Below are 17,466 nucleotides of genomic sequence, written 5' to 3' on the forward strand. Positions count from 1 at the left end.
GATCCTGCTTGGCTCTACTGCAATGGAGGTATTCCGAGCTCATCCCATTGAGGTGCAATTCATCCATGATCAAGAAAGTTTATCTGGCAGGTCCTGAGGTCTTCCTTCCAAACGCGCGTGAAATGCTCGACCGGAAGGCGGCGCTTGCCCGCGAAGCGGGACTTCACCCGCTCTCACCCGGTGATCTGGAAATCCCGCAGACAAACTCGAAGCGCGAGCGGCGGCGGCGATAAACGCGCTGGACGAGAAGATGATGATGGAGTGGCGACGCCATCATCGCCAATCTGACGCCCTTTCGCGGTATTGCCGCCGATACCGGGACGGCTTTCGAACTCGGTTTTATGTGCGCGAGCGGCAAGTCTGTGTTTGCCTATACGAATGTCGCCCGGGATCACGGCGGGCGCGTCAGCGATCTTTATGGCGGGGCCGTCGCCTATGACGCCGAAGGTCGGCTGCGAGACCCGAACGGGATTGCGGTCGAGGATTTCGGCTTGGCCGACAATCTTATGCTGCACGCCGGGATCGAGCGGCGCGGCGGCGTCCTCATCGTCGGGGACGCGGCGCCGGATACACTCTATACGGACTTGACCGCGTTCAAGATCTGTCTCGCCGTCGCAGTCGAGAAGCTGCGCTAGGTGCCGCCCAAATTTTCCACGACCAGCCGGTGACCGAGAAGCAGTCGGCGTCCTGGACAACAAGGCGGTCTGGAAGTGTGCCGAATGGGCTCGGCACACTTTGAGAGGTAGCGCTGCCGTCAGACCAGGCCAGGCACGACCAACACCAGCCAGGCAACGATCGGACCAATGATCGCGATCAGGGCGCTATAGATCAGCAATTGTCGCAGCACCTGCTCTCGCCTGTCATCCGGCGCATTGGCGACGACAAGAGCGCCATTGGTGGAAAACGGACTGGTATCGACGATCGTGGTCGAGATCGCGATCGCGGCGACCACCCCGACGGCGCTGATGTGCCCTTGCAACAGGAACGGCACGGCGAGAGGGATAATCGCGCCGAGCAGCGCGGTCGACGACGCAAAGGCCGAGACGATTGCACCGGTAAAGCAAAGCAGAAGCGCCACCAGCAGCGGCATGCCCAGACTGGATATGCCGTGCGCCACATAGTCGACCGTCCCGGCTTTTTCCATCACGCCGACATAGGTGATGATGCCGGCGATCAACAGCACCGTCGACCAGCTGACCTTGTCGATCGCAGCCTTCTGAGCCTTTGGCGACAGCAGCGCCAGCACGACGGCCACAGTCATTGCGACGAGGCCGACATTGAACTTGAAAACCAGGGCGCCGATTCCGAGCGCCGTCAAGCCGATCAAGGTGGTGATTCTCTGATTGTCGAGGCGCAGCTTAGTCGCAGTATCGGCCGCCGTGCCATAGGCATGCTCCCTGATCGGTTTTGCGGGCGTGCCGCCATGGCCTCTGATCGACGCCGATACGCCCTCGGGGTGTAGTTCCGGCAAGGGGCCGATCGATGCGGCTTCTTGCTTCATCACTTTGGCGCCGCCGAAAACGAAAAAAACCAGCACTGCTATCGCCAGGTTGAAGAAGAAGCTGGAGAGAAACAACGATGTCGGAGCGAAAGGCAGGCCGGCCTTCTCGACGATCTGGTTGGTGATGCCGCCATAGATGCTGATCGGCGAAAAGCCGCCCGCCTGCGCCCCGTGAATCACCATCAGGCCCATCATGACGGGGTGAATGCGGTACTGCACGGCAAAGCTCAACGCGACGGGCGCAAGGATGGCGACCGCAGCCGGGCCTAGAGCACCGAAACCGGTAATCACAGCGGCGACGAGAAACATCACCCAGGGAATCAAGGCGATGCGGCCGCGCACCAGGCGGACGGCGCATTCGACGAGCCAGCCGATCGTGCCGTTGATCTGCGCTATGGCGAAGAGGTAGGTGACAGCCACAAGCGTCAGGAACAGGTCGCTCGGAAAGCCGGCGAAGATGTCGCTGGTTTTCATTCCGATGATGATGGAGCCGAGTATGAAGGCGCCGGCAAACGCCAGGGCGCCCATGTTGATCGGCTGGATCGTCGCAACGATAAACATGGCGACCAACAACCCTATGGATAGCAATTCAATACCCATGATTCCCCTCCCTCCGACGCCTCCGGCGCCGTAGTTGCTGTTTCAAGATTGATGCGGGATGCGACGCACCCTCCTCCCAGAGGGCGCGGTCGCCTTACGTCCTGGTATAAAGATCGGCGTATTGCTGCCGCAGGATGTTTTTCTGAACCTTACCCATCGTGTTGCGCGGCAAGTCCTCGGCGAAGATGATGCGCTTGGGTTGTTTGTAACGGGCCAGACGGTCCTGGAGGGCGGCGACGATGGAATTTTCATCCAGGACGGCGCCGGGCTTGCGCACGACGACGGCGGTAAGGCCTTCTCCGAAATCGGGATGCGGCACGCCGATCACGGCGCTCTCGACCACACCTTCGATCTGGTCGATCTCGCTTTCGACCTCTTTCGGATAGATGTTGTATCCACCCGAAATCACCAGATCCTTGCCGCGGCCGACGATGTGGACATAGCCGTCCCGGTCGATCTTGCCGAGGTCGCCGCTGATGAAGAAGCCGTCGGCGGTGAATTCAGCCGCGGTCTTTTCCGGCATGCGCCAATACCCCTTGAAGACGTTCGGCCCCTTGATCTCGATCATGCCGGTTTCGTCAGGCGGCAGCACCTCTCCCGTGGCGGGGTCGGTGACGCGCACCGTCACATCCGGCAGCGGAAAGCCGACCGTTCCGGCAATCCGCTTACCCTCGTAAGGGTTCGACGTGTTCATGTTGGTTTCCGTCATGCCGTAGCGCTCAAGGATCGCGTGGCCGGTGCGCGCCTGAAACTCGGTATGTGTTTCGGCAAGCAGGGGAGCCGAACCGGAAATGAACAGGCGGATATTGGCGACCGCCTCTTTGTCGAGGCGCGGGCTTTGCACGAGACGCACATAAAAGGTCGGCACGCCCATCAGCATGGTTGCCTGCGGCATCAACGAAACCACCACATCCGGGTCGAACTTCGACAGCAGGAACATCGAGGCGCCGGCAAGCAGTGTGACGTTGGTGGCGACGAACAGTCCATGCGTGTGAAAGATCGGCAAGGCATGGATCAATCGATCGTCGGCCGTGACGTGCCAATAGTCTCGCAAGGTCAGGGCGTTCGACAGCAGGTTCCCATGCGTGAGCATCGCCCCCTTGGAGCGTCCCGTCGTTCCCGACGTATAGAGGATGGCCGCCAGATCGTCGGCGGAGCGCGAGGCGTCGACAAAGTCTGCCGGCTCATCGCGTGCGAGATCAAGCAACGAGCCGCTACCGTCAGCGTCGAGCGTTTCGACGATCGCGCCGTGCACCTTTGCGATCGTCTCTACACCCGCTCGGGCAGCCGGCGCAACCACTACCAAACGCGGTTCCGCATCGCCGATAAAGTAGTCGAGTTCAGCCAGCGTATAGGCGGTGTTGAGCGGCAGGTAGACCGCGCCGCTGCGAAGACAGGCGAGATAGAGGATCAACGCCTCGGCACTTTTTTCGACTTGCACCGCCACCCGGTCGCCGGGGCGAACGCCGAGCGCGTCCATCGCGCTGGCCATGCGGCTGGAAAGAGCGAATGCGTCATCGTAGGTCCAAGTCTGCGTGCCATCGACCCGGATAAACGGTGCGTCACCGGGTGCTGCCGCGCGCATGGCGTCGAAAAGGTGGTTGCTCACTTTCGCCCTCCTCCAAGCGTTGAGTTCATGATCTGTGCGAATGGCCGGGAGCCTTGTTGGCCATTGCCGCTGCGACGGCTGTCGTCGTTCTGGTTGAGCAAGGCTTTGACGGCAGGCGAGGCAATCACTTCGCCGCGTTGGGCCATCGCCTCGTGGTTGGCCACGATGTCGTCGAGCTTGTAGAGGTAATTGACCATCAGACCGTGTGCCTGTTGCATCGCCTTGGGTGAGCGGTCGCCCAGAAAATTCAGTCTTTCCAGTCGGGCGCCATTACCGAGATGGAAGCGGGCGACAGGATCGACGGGGCGCCCCTCCGGCGTCCGCTCGATCAGGAAATAGCGTGCCGCAAGAGGCAGCAGCACACGCTCCACTTCGGTTGCCGTATTTTCGTTGTCAAGCCAGTTCGGATCGTCCAGCGCCATCAGTGTTTTGCGGGCCGCTTCCGGCAGCAACCGGTCGGCGACTGCGGCGCGCGCCTTGGCGAGCCAACGGGCAAAGCCTGGGACGGGCGACAGAGTGACGAAATTCTTCAGGCCGGGCAGGTCCCTGCGCAGGTCTTCCACTACCTGCTTGATCAGGAAGTTGCCGAACGAGATCCCGCGCAAGCCATCCTGGCAGTTGGAGATCGAATAGAAGACCGCCGTCGTCGCCTCGTCGACATTGATCTGCTCCCTGCCCTCGTCGAGTACATCGCCGATCGCGCTCGGCACGGATCGGGTCAGCGCCACCTCGACGAAGACGAGCGGCTCGTCGGCCAGCCGGGGGTGGAAGAAGGCAAAACATCGGCGGTCGGACGGTGCCAAACGACTGCGCAACTCTTCCCAGCCGGCGATCTCGTGCACCGCCTCGTATTTGATGATCTTTTCAAGAATGGAAGCCGGCGTCGACCAGTCGATCGGCCGCAGCGTCAGAAAGCCGCGATTGAACCAGGAGCCGAACAGATGCGTGAAGTCGGCATCAAGGGCGTTGTAACCGGCGGACTGGTCTTTGGAAGCAAGCAGTTGCTGGCGCATCCGGACGAGCTTGGCGGTGCCGTTCGGCGCGTGATTCAATCGTCGGAGAAGCTCCTGCCGCCTTGGCTCGGCTGCCTGGTGGAGAGCAATGATCGCGGCAGAGCTTTTGTCCGTGCGGTAATTTTCAATCGCCTGGTCGAGCTTGGCCGTGTCGGGCCCGAACTTTTCATGAAGCATATGGAGGAATGCCTGCGCGCTGTCGCTGTCGAGCGCCTCCCAGCGATCGAGAATCTCGGCCGCTAGAGCCATACCCGACGCTTCGCCCCGGCTCGATAGCAGCATTTCGCAGAGCGTCTGGAGATCGGCCTTGGCTGCGACCTGGGTGGCGCGAGAGCCCGAAAACAGAAGCTGGCGTCCGCGGTCCGTGATGCTCTGCAGCATATCGGTGAAGAAGGAAGCCTCGGACATGCCATTTCTCCTCTCTGCTGATGGGGCCGCGGCGCTTCCCATCGTCTGAATTCACCGGTAGTATGTAGACTGTCATCTTTTGCACACAAAGTCAACGATCGTGTATACAAGAATGGCGATTATGTATGAAGGAAGCGAACAAATGTCCGAGAATGTCGGCCGATGGCTGCGGGATGAGATCGAAAACTCAATTCTTTCCAACGAGTTTTCCCCGGGTGAGCGGCTCGATGAGATGGTGCTCGCGACGCGTTTTGGGGTCTCCCGCACACCGGTGCGCGAGGCGCTGATGCAACTCGATGCGATCGGCCTCATCGAAATTCGGCCGCGCAGAGGTGCAGTTGTCATCGATCCGGGACCGCACCGCGTCTATGAGATGTTCGAGGTTATGGCTGAGCTGGAGGGCTTGGCCGGGTCGCTTGCCGCACGACGGCTGGACGAGGCTTCCCGGGTAGCGATCACGGCCACCCATAGCCGCTGCGAGCAATCAGCCGGGGCCGGCGACAGCGATGCCTATTATTACGACAATGAGGAGTTTCATAAGGCTATCTACGCAGCCGGCCGAAGCGATTTCCTCGAGGAGCAATGCCTGAAATTGCATCGACGCTTGCGACCCTACCGCCGCCTCCAGCTGCGCGTGCGAAACCGCCTGTCGACATCCTTCTTGGAACATTGCGCCATCGTCGATGCGATTTTTGCCGGAGATGGAGATGAAGCCCGCCGTCTGCTGCGGACGCATGTCGGCATCCAAGGTGAAAGATTTAGTGATCTGGTCGCAAGCATGGCAACCAGATGAACTTTGTGTAGCGACATGCCCTAAGGATTTGAGGGCGAGAGCTTTTAACTGACCATTGACATTGGCAGCGTTAAGGCCGAAGCCGCACTCGGCTGCGCAATGCGCGGCCGTTTTCGCGAGGATTCGAGAGATGAAGACCAAGGCGGCTGCAGCCAACGCCGGAAACCTGATCATGACAGGTGTCGTGCTGATGCTGCTCGGCGATCTGCTCTTTGCGCTGAACGATGCGATGGGCAAGTGGCTGGTCGCAAGCTTTGCCGTCGGCCAGGTGCTGGTGATCCGCTCGGTCGGCGCTTTCATCGTGCTCGGTCCGATGATCCTCAGGCAAGGGCCGATGGCCCTGTTCCGCGTCGAACAGAAAGGCCTCCAGTTCCTACGCGTTTTCATGGCAACCGGCGATGTCGCTCTGTTCTACGCGGCCGTGGCTTATCTGCCGCTCGCCGACGTCATGACCTTCTATATGGCCGGGCCGATCTACATCGCCGCGCTTTCGCATTTCTTTCTTGGAGAAAAGATCGGCTGGCGCCGCTGGCTCGCCGTTCTGGTCGGCTTCGCGGGCGTCGTCATCGCGCTGCGTCCGTCGACGGCTATGCTGTCGCTTCCGTCGCTCTTCGGCCTTGCCGGCAGCCTTGCCTTTGCGCTGTCGCTGGTGATGAGCCGCTATCTGCGTTCGACCAGCGACACAACGCTGGTGACATGGCAGACGGTCGCCGCTCTTGCCGCCGGCATCGGCTTAAGCATCGGCCATTGGCAGCCGGCAACGCTGATCAATTGGTCCGGCATGCTCTTGCTCGGCGTCGTCGCCACATGTGCGCATTTGCTGATCACCCGTTCGCTGAAGCTCGCGCCAGCATCACTACTGGCGCCGCTGCAATATACGCTGCTGCTCTGGGCGATCGTGCTGGGCTACATCTTCTTCAACGATATTCCCGATATGCAGATCGTCGTCGGCGCCGCAATCATCGTCTTTGCCGGGCTCTTCATCTTCCATCGGAAGAACCTGAAAGAGACGGTCCCCTCCGAAGCGGTTCCGCCCGACGGCCATTGAAGGCTTGTAAGCAGCCTGCCTTGCGGGCGTTTGTCCGATGCGGACTGGACAAGCGTCATCACTTCAAGCCAGATTGTTTGTCGCCGTCACGGACGCCAGATCATTCCGAGCGTCGACAATGCGTCTCCAGATCAAGACACTTCGTGCCTTCGTCACATGTCTGGAACATCGAAATCATCGATTGACCTTCAACAAGGATAGGAAGGCGTCATGAGTTTCAACGACAGCGGAAGCGCGCCAACAACTGCTGACCGCGGGCGGCCGCGAGTGGCTCTGCCTCTCCGCATCATGTTCCGGGCGGCAGAGGCAGCCTTCGGCTTAGCGTTGCTGTTGGCGACCATCTGGGCCTCCCTCGCACTATTCTACCGTCTGCCGGTTTCCCCTGCGATAAGAGGGGCAGCCGCAGGAAGCCTCGCACTGCTCGGCGTTGTCGCCGTAATTTCGATGATCTGGAGGCCCCGCCTCGTTGTCATCCTTCCTTTCGTCCTATGCTTTACAGGCATCGTCGTGTGGTGGCGCTCGATCGAGCCTCCTGCCGCTGCCAACTGGGCCGGAGACGTCGCCAGGCTGGTGACGGGAACGGTCGACAGCGATATTCTGACGCTGACCAACGTCAGAAATTTTACCTGGAACAGCGATGGCAGTTTTGTGGAGAAATGGGAGCCGCGCGCCTACGACCTGAAGAAGCTCAAGAGCCTTGACCTGTTCATGTCCTATTGGGCAGGGCCCGAAATGGCGCACATGATCCTCAGCTTCGGCTTCGACGGCGATCAATACCTGGCATGGTCGATCGAGGTGCGGCGAACGGCTGGGGGTAAATTTTCTCCGCTCGGTGACCTCTTCAAAAGCAATCCCCTCGTCATCATCGCGGCCGACGAACGTGATGTCGTTCGTGTCCGGTCCAACATTCGTGGCGAAGACGTCCAGCTCTTTCGCATGCGCGCTCCGCCGGCCAATGCCGCACGGCTTCTCCTGCAATATGTCAGCGATGCAAACGCGCTCGCCGAACACCCGCGCTTCTACAACTCGCTCACCACCAACTGCACCACGACTGCCGCCAAAATGATGCGGGCCGTCGGCGCCACATTTCCGTTCGATTGGCGGCTGATCGTGAATGGCTACCTTCCCGAATTCGCCTATGACCGGAACGCGCTCGACACGAAGCTGCCGTTTGAGGAGTTGAAGGCGGCGGCGCATATTGCCCCACGGGCAAAAAGTGCCGACGCCTCCGAGGATTTCTCGAAAGCGATCCGCGAAGGTGTGCCCTCACCGCTCGATTGAACTCGAAAGTCGGAATCGATGGCGTGATGTCGCCCGAAAACCGCGCATCCTTTGGTATCATCTAATTCTCACCCGGCGGCGGCTCCCAGCCGAAGACGCTGCGGCCGCCGAACTCGGCGGATTGGCGAAATTCGCCGGCGATGATCTCCTTGAGGTCGGGACCGGTGACGTAGCGTTCCATCTGCCGGGATTGGTCATCCAGGCGCTTGAGCGCCTGCAACTCCTCCTCCCGTCCGAGCCTGCCCTTCTGCACCGCCGATTTCATCACGCCGATCGTCTCGTCATAGACCTTGAGCGGCACCGGGAAAGGATGGCGGTCCTTGCCGCCATGGGCGATCGAGAAGCGTGCCGGATCGGAAAAACGGCAGGGTGCGCCGTGGACAACTTCGGCCACCATGGCCAGCGCCTCCACCGTACGGGCGCCGACACCGGGAACCAGCAGCAGCTCTTCGAAATCCGCCGGCCCGCGGTCGGCCGCGGCGGCAAGATTTCCATGCAGGCGCCGCATGTTGACATCGCTCTCGCGCACGTCGTGGTGGGCCGGCATGATCAGATGCGGCAGCATCGGCTGTTCAGCGGGTTCTGGCGCCGGTTGCTCGACCCGCAGCAGCGCGGCCGCCTCGCGGATGATCCGGTCGGGGCCGAGCGTTGCCAGCAGGTCGAGCTGGCCACGCCGCGATCGCTCGGCCCGCCTGTCGGCCAGATTGACGATCGTCCCCTGGCTCCTGCCCTCGATTGCCGCATGCGGCGAGTCGACAAAACTCTCCAGCCCTTCCGACAGCCAGTGATAACGCCGCGCCTGCCGCCGGTCGCCGTTCATGCCCTGTTGCACGACCACCCAATGGCCATCATCGGCGACGATAAAGCCGTGCAGATAAAGATCGAACCCATCCTGGAGGGCAGCGCTGTCGACCTTGGCGATCAGACGGCTCGTCGTCGCCAGGCCTTCGCCGTCGAGACCGACACGTTCGCCGATCGAGACGAGCTCCTGCGGGGTCTTGCGTGAATGTGCGCCGCGTCCGCCGCAGACATGCAGACCGAGCTCGCCGGCCCGCGGTTTCAGCCCGCGCTTCAACGCGCCGAGAACGCTTGTTGTAATGCCGGAGGAATGCCAGTCCATGCCCATGACCGCGCCGAAGGACTGGAACCAGAAAGGGTGGGCGAGCCTGCGCAGGAATTCGTCGCGGCCGTAGTGGTGCACGATCGCTTCGGTGATCAGGGCGCCCAGCCGCGTCATCCGGTCGCCGAGCCAATGCGGAACGCGTCCTCCATGAAGGGGAAGATCGGCGCTGCCTGCTCGTTGTGACATTTCGTTTCCTTACGCTTTCCATCACCCGGCCAAGACAGCCCGGCCGCCTCTTCCAACACCGCACGGAACCCAAAAATATTCCAGGCGTTTGTTTTCGCAGTTAGAAGCCGAGGCAATCATGACCGCAATCGAGACCGTCTTCAATAACACGAGCCTGCCCCAGGCAAAATCGCAGCGGCCGGACGGCCGCGAAAAACAGAATAACAGCGCTTTGCGCCTTGACGGCAAAGCCGAGAAGGCGGCGTTCCTGATCAACGGCAACCGATATTTCGCCGAACTTTCGCGAGCGCTGCGGCAGGCACGGCGCACGATCTGGATCGTCGGCTGGGATTTCAATCCCGACATCCCGTTGGAACCGGAAAAATCCGACGAGACTTTGGCAGACCTGTTGCATGGGCTCGCAGCGGCCAATCCCGAGCTCGAAATGCGCATTCTCATCTGGGCACTCGGGCCGGTCTATTCGGAAAAGTCGCTGCAGGTGCTACGCAAAAAGACCTTCCCGCGGAATGCCAGGATCGACCTGCGCTTCGATCTTCAAGGCGCCGTTCGCGGCAGCCACCACCAGAAACTCGTCTGCATCGACGACGCCGTCGCCTTCATCGGCGGCATCGACCTGACGTCGCGGCGATGGGACACAAAGCGCCATCGTGCCAGAGACAGGCTCCGGCGTGACCCCGAGGGTGTTTCCTACGATCCGCTGCATGACGTTCAGGCGATGGTCACGGGCGACGCCGCCCGAATGATCGGCGATATCGCCAGGCGGCGCTGGGAAACAGCCACCGGCGAAAAGCACCCGGCACTCGCCGAGCGCCCACCCTTTACCTGGCCCGACGATCTCGCCGTTTCGCTGCGGGAAATCCCAGTCGGCTTCGTGCTGACGGAGCCATCGACAACCTTGCGCGCCGGCGTCAGCGACGGTATCGCCTCGACATTGGACATCATTTCCCGAGCACGGCGCCTGCTTTATATCGAGGCGCAATATCTCGCCTCCTTCCGCGTCGCCGATGCCATTGCCGCGCGCCTGCAGGAGGAAAATGGTCCCGAGGTCGTCATCATCTGCACCCGCAGCTCTCACGGCCTGATTGAGAAGATTATCATGGGCGGCAATCGCGACCGCGTCATCCGGCTTCTCAAACGGGCCGATCGCGCGAACCGGCTGCGCGTCTATTTTCCCGTCGTGCCCGGGCCAATAGTGCCCGGGCCAGTCGTGCCCGGCCCGACAGTGCCCGGACAGACCGTGCCGGCGACGGTCGACGAGGTCGAGGTGCTCATTCATTCCAAACTGATGATCGCCGACGATGAGCTGGTGCGCATCGGCTCCTCGAATCTCAACAATCGCTCAGAAGGGGTTGATTCAGAATGCGATATACTATTCCAGCCTGAAACAGACGAGCACCGCCGCGCGGTCGCGGAGCTGCGCAATCGCCTGCTGGCGGAATATCTAGGAACAGCCACCGAGACCTTTGCAGCCGCTTACGCGCAAAGTGGCTCGGTGATCGAAGCGATCGACGCGCTGAATGTTGGTGCCCAGGGCCTGAGAGAATTCGCAGTCGAGCTTACCGGCAGCATCTCACCGGTCAGAGGCACCGGGCTCTTCGACCCGGCCCGGCCTTTCCTGCCCCTACGCCGACTGGGCCTCGGCGCGCTCGTCCGCCTCCTCGTCCATCCCGCGTGACCTGCGGAAGACGATCTCACTAATAAGCAGAAGCGTCGTGCCGAGCGCCAACGGAATGAAGAAATAGGCGCAGCGAAACGCGATCAACGCGCCGATCGAGGCTACCTGCGGCACGACATAAGAGACGGTCGCCTCGAGCACGCCGAGCCCGCCTGGAACATGGGTTGCGAGAACTGCCGAATTGGCCAGCACGTATGCCGTCACCGACCTGAAGAAGGCGACGTCGCCGAGGGCCGAGAGCATCTGGTGCAGGCAGGCGGAAACGAGCATGAAATTGATCGTCCCGATCCCGACCTGCGCGACAGCAATCGAAAATCGCGGCAACTGAAACGACCAGCGCCAAAGCCGCAACTTGCTGCGGATGAAAAACGCCAGCCCGGCATAGACGACTGGGACTGTGAGCGCCAGCAGGCCGAAGATGCGCACACTGGCCGGATCAAGCCGCAGCAGGCGCCCGGCATCACCCGGATTGACGATCAGGGCAAGACCGCCGAGCGTGACCAGCCCGAGCCCGACTGTGACGCCGCAGAACAGGATGATCTTCGCCACGTCTTCGGTCGTCAGCCCCCAGCGCGAATAGAAGCGGTAGCGGAAGGCACCGCTGCTCAGTCCAGCAAAACCGATATTGTGGCCGAGCGACAGGCTTATGAACGAAGCCAATGCAATTTTCGGGTAAGGCAAGGATTTGCCGAGCGAACGGATCGCCAGCAGATCGAAACAGCCAAGGCACAGATAGGATGCCGTAGCAAAGAGAAGCGCTGTACAGAAGTTTGAAAGCGGTATGCTGCGAACCGATTGGACGATCTGATCGAGGCTGTACTGTTCGAAGATGCTATAGAGAAGAAAGACCGCAAAACACAGGGCGGCAAGGAGCAGTCCATTCCAGATCATGCTTTTCAAGCTCATCGATTGTCCTCAGAAGTACGAGCGCGTTGGGCTGATATTCTGGAACGATCAAACGAGTTTTGTGTTCCCCCGGGAACGAGATCGATGTCCCCAGGGACGAATTTCAGCGGGCCCATGGCGGAAAAACCAATCAAACTCCTGACATATAACGTCCACAGCTGCATCGGCAGCGATCGTAAGCTCGATCCCGGGCGCATCGCTTCGGTCATCGCCGAGGCGCAAGCCGACATCATCGCTCTTCAGGAGGTCGACGTCCTCAGACGCAGGACCGGCGGCATCGACCAGGCTCATACGATTGCCTCGCTTCTCAAGATGCAGGCCCATTTCCATCCGGCGCTGTCGGTTGCCGAAGAGCAGTATGGCGATGCCATCATCACCGCCTTGCCGACGGGAGCCGTCAAGGCCGGACCGCTGCCATCCATCGGCGAACAGCGCGGCGCCCTTTCCGTCGAAATCCTGGTCGGCGACAGAAAATTGCTGGTCGTAAACACCCATCTCGGCCTCCGCGGCCGCGAGCGCATGGGGCAGATGACGACGCTATTGAACTCGGGCTGGCTGCGCGGGACGGCAGAAGAACCGCTTCCCACCATCCTCTGCGGCGACTTCAACGCCATTCCGTCGTCGGCGACGTACCGACTGGCCGCGCGATCGTTGAAGGACGCCCAGCTGGCAGGCAGTGCGCGGCCGAGAGCAACCTTTCCCGCCCGCTACCCGCTGATGCGCCTCGACCACATCTTTGTCACCAGCGATCTCATCGTCAAACAGGCGACGGTTCTGGAAAGCCGCTTGGCGCGGATCGCCTCGGACCACCTTCCTCTCGTCGCGGAAATCGGTTTTGCCTGATCGTCCGTATGCTTGGGTCACCGCTGCATGACGAGATCGGCCGCGCGCATCGTAGCCTGATCAGGCTTGCGATGCGCGGTCAGTGACGACTGTAGAGCGGCGGCACCACGTCTTCGTCCGCAAGCTCCGGGTAGAGCTGCCGCCTTACGCGGTCGAGTGCTTCAGCCTCCCTGCGGTTCCGTTCCAGGAGAACGGCGGTTACGTCCTTGTAGGGCGCTCCGTCCGACACGGCGACGCGGACGGTTCCGCCCTGCGAGAGAAAGTCGCAGAACGACCGTACCGAGCGAAGACGGGTGGTAATCTCGACGTAGCGGTCGTCATGTCCAGGCATGTTCGCCTCCGTTGCGGATATAAGATGTCACTAATATTTCGGCAAGAACATGGCGACCGCCTCATCACGATTTCGATCGGTCGATCAAAATCAACGAATAAAGCGCCATCTCGCCCTGGGCTGCCATGCGTCCGGCATCAACTTCTGGCGAACTTCCGGTTCATTGCGGCAACGACCAAGGGCATCGCCGTCGTCGTCACAGCCCCCAGAGGGAGCTGCCTGATGGCCCTCGTGACTACGAATGTAGCCGCCATCGCGCCTGCCAGCTTGAGCCACGGCTGGGTGCCGAGCTGCGCATGAGCACTGGCATCTGCCCACCGGACGTTCTCTGCTACGACGGTCGCCGCCTGCCGCTGGATCACGTGAAGGCGAGCACGAAGGTTTTCGAGTTCTTCTCTTAGATCTCGCAACCGGCTTTCCAAGGCATAATCATCGGACACCCGCAGGGCATCCTCACTGAGGCCTTCAGCAGGAACATGACCGCCGAGCGTCGCAAGATACGCCCGATAATCGGCCTCGCTCGCGAAGCCCTCACGCCTGATCAGATCAGGATTGGCGTTCGTCTCCTGGAAGGCAGCCGGTGCGCTACCGGCATCGTCGCGCATATCCCTATTTGTGCCGATGTCCCCGAGCTCGTCCTTGAACATGATGCATCTCCAGTTAATCCCTGGCGATAGAACGCTCGACGGCTCAGAAGGATGCATCATGCGCCGCCCGCGATTGCCCGTTCGTCACGACGCGCCGAAAACGCTGGAGACAAACGGACCGCCTAGCATTTCCTTGAATTGCTCTAATCGTAGAGTTCGCCGTGTCCAATCTGTTCCTGCCTGGCAGATACGTCGCTGATGACAGGATCGTCGGCCGGATCGGGATCCTTCTTGTTGGCATCGCTTAGAAACTGCGCGGCTTTGAGGATCGCCGCGGTTATTTCTCCGGTTGCCCATCCGGCTTCATTGGCCGCAGCAATCAGGCTTTCCAAAGCCGCGCGCGCGGCATCGGTCGCCTCTTCAAAGCGCTGTACGGGAGCTTCGGTTTTCGGGGCTGGAAAGGTCATCGGCATTCCCTCCATGGATCTGCTGTTGGAGAGGAACGCAGCCCGCGGGAAATGGATGCACGACCACGCCGATTTAACACGTGCATGCCTAGTCCGCGCGCGGCATACGAAATTGGCTTTCGGCCTCAGATGACCGTCTGCAACAGAAAAGGGGAGCGCTCCAGCGGACGCTGCGCAAGGATCCTCAGCATCGCCGGGCCCTGTATGCCAGTGGTCGTCGTAGAGCGGCCGTCGTGATAAACCACCGTCATGACGCGGCTGAGGCTATCGTACCTGATCTGTGCGATCGTGCGCGTGTGAACCGGAAAGATGAATTCGTGGGGCTGAGATTTTCGCCCGGAGCGCTTCGAGCTCATCGTGATGCCCCGGCAAAACAATAGCAGTGTTGGCCCGGCCGCCCCCGGCTCAGGACACGTGTAATAGTCGGCAACACATCCCTCATCGAGTATCTCCAATGCGCTCAAAAACAGACCAAGCGACCAAGCAGTCAGCCCGGCAACCGGCGACCTCCAGGTCAGAGAAGTTTGGCCTCAGCCTACCGACGCCGATCAAGCACATATTGCTTCCATGGTCGCGTGACATCGGCGTGACACGCAGATCACGGCTCAAAACCTGCCCGGAACAGCTATTGCGAAGTGTCAGTCCCCGGGACAGCCGTCAATGCAATGTTCTAAGTATCCCGTGGGCTTGGGCGGCCTGCGGCCAGCATTCGACTGTGCTTGCGAGCGACCGAATGGCTTTGTCGGCGACGAAAACCGCATCCCCGAGCCGCTCGATCTCGCAATCGAGTTCGTATACTTCGACTTCATCAAGCCCTTCACTGTCCAGCAGCCGCCTGCAAGCCTCGATCAGGCGCTCCGTGCGCCCGACAATATCAAGAGCACGTCGTATGATGATGTCGAGCATGCAGTTGCCCCCGCTTGGATAATCAAGTGTCGGGCATAATCGCGACGCTGACAATCCCGAAATCTTGTCAGATGCGCTCGCGGATAGTCTCGTAAAGATCCCTCAGCTCGCGCAGCGCCGGTTGATGGCGACGGCGCGGCGGAGAGGCACGGCGTGCAGCGAAGGCGAGCGCACCCACGGCAGCCGTAACGATGAGGAGCGTCGAAACCGGATAGAGCTTCACCGCCGCTTCTGTCTGACGCATTGCCTTCCGGGCACCTCCCTTTACCGATCGAGCGCCATGGAGGATCTGATGCTGGAGCGCGTCGATTTGTTGTCGCAGCGTGTTCAACTCCTCCTGCAGACCGTGATCAGCCTGTCGGGGAACGCCGACGGAGGCCGTGTTCGTATCGATGACGGCTTTCGGCACCGGCTCGCCGATCTTGGCCCCTTTGGTGTCGAGGGTCATCGTCTCAGTGCTCTTGCGTCGCGGCATGATCAATTCTCCTTCCCAGAGCATCTATCCTTTGTTTTGCGCAATTCCCGACACAATACCCGCCGGGTTGTTTTCGCTGGCATCGCTGCAGCATGAGGCCGAAAGTGTGAGCGATTTCGAACATCATCATGCCTGATCTGTTCTAGTCGTCGTCGAACGAGAAGACTGGCCGGTAGTGGCGCGCCGCGATCAGCAAGCTCCGGTCAGGCTGGATGATGTAAATTTCCTCGACCTGACGTCCCCATTGATCGGTGAAGCTGTGCGGGAAGGACGAACCCACGGGTGATTTCGTCAACTTCGTGCGAGGCTGACCACTATACGTGATGCTGCCGGGAATGGGGTCCAATCCCCCCGACGAGTAGTAGCCCGCGCCAGTCGTACAGCCCGTCAGGACAAGGGCGAAGACCAGCCCAACTCCCGTGCTCCGCTTCATTGAGACCTCCAACTACCTGCGCATCACTGACTTTATCGCCAATGTAACAGGGGACGGCAGACATTGTTCCAGAATTCGGCAGGAGGCGTGGGAACAAATTCCTCGGAACGTCATGGCGATCGACTTGAGTGGATCGGCAGGGCTCTCGGGCAGCCTGCAGTGACGTCGTCACGCGGCGACATCAGGAATGGGCAAGCCCAGAATCGCGGCGTGTCCACAGAGTTTCTCCCAAGCCACCTCGCCGACCGGCACGCCCTCTTCCAATGCGAGACGGCGCTTTCGTGCCGCGCTATCACCCGGCATGCGGACCGGGCCGTTGTTCCAGGGCGCGGACGGGTTGCTGCGACATGCGGAGGCGAGAAAGTCGGACTGGGCCGTAAAAGCACCCAGCCCAGCGAAAAAGGCGGGGTCGATAACCTGCAGAAAAGCGCTTTGCGAAAACACACCAGCCGGCGCGTTCGCCCGCCCCTTGCCGGAAAGCCCCTGCCCCAGCAATTCGACGATCAGCCCGAGCCCAAAGCCCTTATGTCCCTTCAGCTGGCCGCCAAGGGGCATCATCGTCCCGCCACGTTCGGTCACCTCGCGCGGATCATCGGTCGGCTCGCCTGCGGCGGTGAAAGCCCAGGCCTCGGGGAATTTCTTGCCTGTTTTCGCCAGGTTTTGCGTCATCGTCGTGGTGGTGATCGAAGCCGAGACGTCGATCAGGATCGGATCCTCGGATGTCGGGAACCCTGCCGCCATCGGGTTCGGTGTCAGGAGCGGCTTCGTGCCGCCATAGGGCGCGACGCGGCTTGCCGCGGGATGCGACACCGACAGCTGCACGATCAGGCCCTGCTCGGTAACCTGCCGCATGAAGGCCGACAGAGCGCAGGTATGATGGCAGTTTCGGATTGCCGCGGTGACGACACCATGATCGCGTACCCGTTCGCAGGCCAGATCGATCGCCTTGGTCAGCAGCCATGCGCCGGGCAAGGATCTGCCGTCCCAGACAAATGCTGCGCCGCGGTCATTGACCACCTCGTAGCTGCCCGCCTTCGCCAGCGAACCATCCTCCAACGCATCGACATACCAATTTAGCAGACTGACGCCATGCGTCTCGTGGCCGATCATGTCGCCTTCCACCAGGACGGCGGCTGTCGTTTCGGCCTTGTCGGGCTCCATCCCAGCGCGGGTCAAAATCTCTTCGGCGAATTGGGTCAGGGTAATGCGGTCAATCAAAGGCATGGGCATCCGTCCGTCAGGGCGTGGAAAGCGCGGGCCAAAGGAGGCCCGCGCTCTGGT

Annotated in this window: 18 protein-coding genes and 1 pseudogene; 6 read left to right on the forward strand and 13 right to left on the reverse strand. The window is 60.9% G+C overall.

Annotated elements, in window-relative coordinates; genetic code table 11:
- Positions 1 to 65: 65 nt before the first annotated feature.
- A pseudogene (locus FFM81_RS23675) lies at positions 66 to 635 on the forward strand (nucleoside 2-deoxyribosyltransferase).
- Between the two features lie 119 nt (positions 636 to 754).
- Here the strand turns inward: FFM81_RS23675 and FFM81_RS23680 are convergent.
- The 3 genes from FFM81_RS23680 to FFM81_RS23690 all read right to left on the reverse strand — a co-directional run bounded on the left by FFM81_RS23680 (position 755) and on the right by FFM81_RS23690 (position 5,131).
- Positions 755 to 2,101 carry an SLC13 family permease gene (locus FFM81_RS23680; protein WP_138384465.1) on the reverse strand — a complete coding sequence of 449 codons (1,347 nt, stop codon included), beginning with the start codon at positions 2,099 to 2,101 and terminating at the stop codon, positions 755 to 757.
- A 94-nt stretch (positions 2,102 to 2,195) separates the two neighbouring features.
- Positions 2,196 to 3,710 carry a malonate--CoA ligase gene (locus FFM81_RS23685; protein ID WP_025417677.1) on the reverse strand — a complete coding sequence of 505 codons (1,515 nt, stop codon included), beginning with the start codon at positions 3,708 to 3,710 and terminating at the stop codon, positions 2,196 to 2,198.
- Positions 3,707 to 5,131, reverse strand: coding sequence for a malonyl-CoA decarboxylase (locus FFM81_RS23690; RefSeq protein WP_025417676.1), 1,425 nt, complete (start codon positions 5,129 to 5,131; stop codon positions 3,707 to 3,709). The genes FFM81_RS23685 and FFM81_RS23690 overlap by 4 nt, the downstream gene beginning before the upstream one ends.
- Positions 5,132 to 5,273: 142 nt before the next feature.
- Between FFM81_RS23690 and FFM81_RS23695 the strand changes: the two genes are divergently transcribed.
- The 3 genes from FFM81_RS23695 (at position 5,274) to FFM81_RS23705 (ending at position 8,253) form a co-directional block, all read left to right on the forward strand.
- Positions 5,274 to 5,924 (forward strand): GntR family transcriptional regulator, encoded by a 651-nt coding sequence (locus FFM81_RS23695; protein ID WP_025417675.1) that lies wholly within the window; start codon positions 5,274 to 5,276, stop codon positions 5,922 to 5,924.
- 130 nt (positions 5,925 to 6,054) lie between these two features.
- Positions 6,055 to 6,972: a DMT family transporter gene (locus FFM81_RS23700; protein WP_003572691.1), complete on the forward strand. Its 918-nt coding sequence runs from the start codon at positions 6,055 to 6,057 to the stop codon at positions 6,970 to 6,972.
- 288 nt (positions 6,973 to 7,260) lie between these two features.
- The gene (locus tag FFM81_RS23705; RefSeq protein WP_138384703.1) at positions 7,261 to 8,253 is read left to right on the forward strand and encodes an Lnb N-terminal periplasmic domain-containing protein; all 993 of its coding nucleotides are present in this window, start codon (positions 7,261 to 7,263) and stop codon (positions 8,251 to 8,253) included.
- Between the two features lie 61 nt (positions 8,254 to 8,314).
- Here FFM81_RS23705 and FFM81_RS23710 read toward each other — a convergent pair whose 3' ends face one another.
- Complete coding sequence (locus tag FFM81_RS23710) at positions 8,315 to 9,562, reverse strand: DUF763 domain-containing protein (RefSeq protein WP_003572693.1); 1,248 nt, start codon at positions 9,560 to 9,562, stop codon at positions 8,315 to 8,317.
- 118 nt (positions 9,563 to 9,680) lie between these two features.
- On the opposite strand from FFM81_RS23710, the gene FFM81_RS23715 reads away from it, so the two are divergent.
- Positions 9,681 to 11,237, forward strand: coding sequence for a phospholipase D-like domain-containing protein (locus FFM81_RS23715; protein WP_138384464.1), 1,557 nt, complete (start codon positions 9,681 to 9,683; stop codon positions 11,235 to 11,237).
- Here the strand turns inward: FFM81_RS23715 and FFM81_RS23720 are convergent.
- Entirely contained in the window at positions 11,184 to 12,143 is a 960-nt protein-coding gene (locus tag FFM81_RS23720; protein ID WP_138384463.1) for a lysylphosphatidylglycerol synthase domain-containing protein, read from the reverse strand. The genes FFM81_RS23715 and FFM81_RS23720 overlap by 54 nt on opposite strands.
- A 114-nt stretch (positions 12,144 to 12,257) precedes the next feature.
- Here FFM81_RS23720 and FFM81_RS23725 point away from each other — a divergent pair, with 114 nt between their 5' ends.
- The gene (locus tag FFM81_RS23725) at positions 12,258 to 12,986 is read left to right on the forward strand and encodes an endonuclease/exonuclease/phosphatase family protein (RefSeq protein WP_037092715.1); all 729 of its coding nucleotides are present in this window, start codon (positions 12,258 to 12,260) and stop codon (positions 12,984 to 12,986) included.
- 79 nt (positions 12,987 to 13,065) lie between these two features.
- On the opposite strand, the gene FFM81_RS23730 is transcribed toward FFM81_RS23725, so the two are convergent.
- From FFM81_RS23730 to FFM81_RS23765, 8 genes are all read right to left on the reverse strand, one after another.
- The gene (locus tag FFM81_RS23730) at positions 13,066 to 13,317 is read right to left on the reverse strand and encodes a hypothetical protein (RefSeq protein ID WP_003572697.1); all 252 of its coding nucleotides are present in this window, start codon (positions 13,315 to 13,317) and stop codon (positions 13,066 to 13,068) included.
- A 137-nt stretch (positions 13,318 to 13,454) separates the two neighbouring features.
- Entirely contained in the window at positions 13,455 to 13,964 is a 510-nt protein-coding gene (locus tag FFM81_RS23735) for a hypothetical protein (protein WP_025417671.1), read from the reverse strand.
- 143 nt (positions 13,965 to 14,107) lie between these two features.
- A complete protein-coding gene (locus tag FFM81_RS23740; protein ID WP_003572700.1) occupies positions 14,108 to 14,371 on the reverse strand; it encodes a hypothetical protein in 264 nt (87 codons plus the stop codon).
- 125 nt (positions 14,372 to 14,496) lie between these two features.
- On the reverse strand, positions 14,497 to 14,727 hold the full coding sequence (locus FFM81_RS23745; RefSeq protein ID WP_003572701.1) for a hypothetical protein: 231 nt from the start codon (positions 14,725 to 14,727) through the stop codon (positions 14,497 to 14,499).
- A 301-nt stretch (positions 14,728 to 15,028) separates the two neighbouring features.
- Complete coding sequence (locus tag FFM81_RS23750; protein ID WP_025417670.1) at positions 15,029 to 15,277, reverse strand: hypothetical protein; 249 nt, start codon at positions 15,275 to 15,277, stop codon at positions 15,029 to 15,031.
- A gap of 67 nt (positions 15,278 to 15,344) precedes the next feature.
- On the reverse strand, positions 15,345 to 15,752 hold the full coding sequence (locus FFM81_RS23755; protein ID WP_003572703.1) for a hypothetical protein: 408 nt from the start codon (positions 15,750 to 15,752) through the stop codon (positions 15,345 to 15,347).
- A 142-nt stretch (positions 15,753 to 15,894) separates the two neighbouring features.
- Positions 15,895 to 16,185, reverse strand: coding sequence for a hypothetical protein (locus FFM81_RS33250; RefSeq protein ID WP_138384462.1), 291 nt, complete (start codon positions 16,183 to 16,185; stop codon positions 15,895 to 15,897).
- Between the two features lie 168 nt (positions 16,186 to 16,353).
- Positions 16,354 to 17,415 carry an Ldh family oxidoreductase gene (locus FFM81_RS23765; protein WP_173883838.1) on the reverse strand — a complete coding sequence of 354 codons (1,062 nt, stop codon included), beginning with the start codon at positions 17,413 to 17,415 and terminating at the stop codon, positions 16,354 to 16,356.
- Positions 17,416 to 17,466 lie beyond the last annotated feature (51 nt).

This window comes from Rhizobium hidalgonense, assembly GCF_005862185.2.
GTDB lineage: Bacteria > Pseudomonadota > Alphaproteobacteria > Rhizobiales > Rhizobiaceae > Rhizobium > Rhizobium hidalgonense.